The following is a 303-nucleotide window of genomic DNA, read 5'->3' as shown; positions in this document are numbered from 1 at the left end:
GTCTTCGTCCTGGTAGAGGTCCTCGACCCGCTCCTCGAGCTCGGCCTCGAGCTCCGCGACCCGGTCGAGATCCTCGACCTCGTCATTGATCATCAGCCCCAGGGTGAACTCGACCTCGTCGCGGTGGCGGGCGCGGCGCGCCTTGCGGGCGGCCTCCTGCGCCGCGACATGGTCCTTGGCCCGGGCGCAGAGATGGTCTGCGGCGCGGCTGCGCAGCGACAGCGAATGCTGTACCGAGCGGGCGAAGCGGCTGAAGGCCAGCCCGGCCTGCCGGGCTTCGGCCCTGGCCCCGGTCGCGTCCGA

The 303-nt window shown here is 72.3% G+C and carries 1 protein-coding gene; it reads right to left on the bottom strand.

The window, feature by feature from the left end:
- The coding region (locus FFK22_RS43700; protein WP_186002999.1) for a hypothetical protein at positions 1-303 on the bottom strand (303 nt) is incomplete at both ends.

It is taken from the genome of Mycobacterium sp. KBS0706, from assembly GCF_005938675.2.
In the GTDB taxonomy this organism is placed as follows: domain Bacteria; phylum Pseudomonadota; class Alphaproteobacteria; order DSM-16000; family Inquilinaceae; genus Inquilinus.
This window is presented reverse-complemented; position numbering and strand designations above follow the sequence as displayed.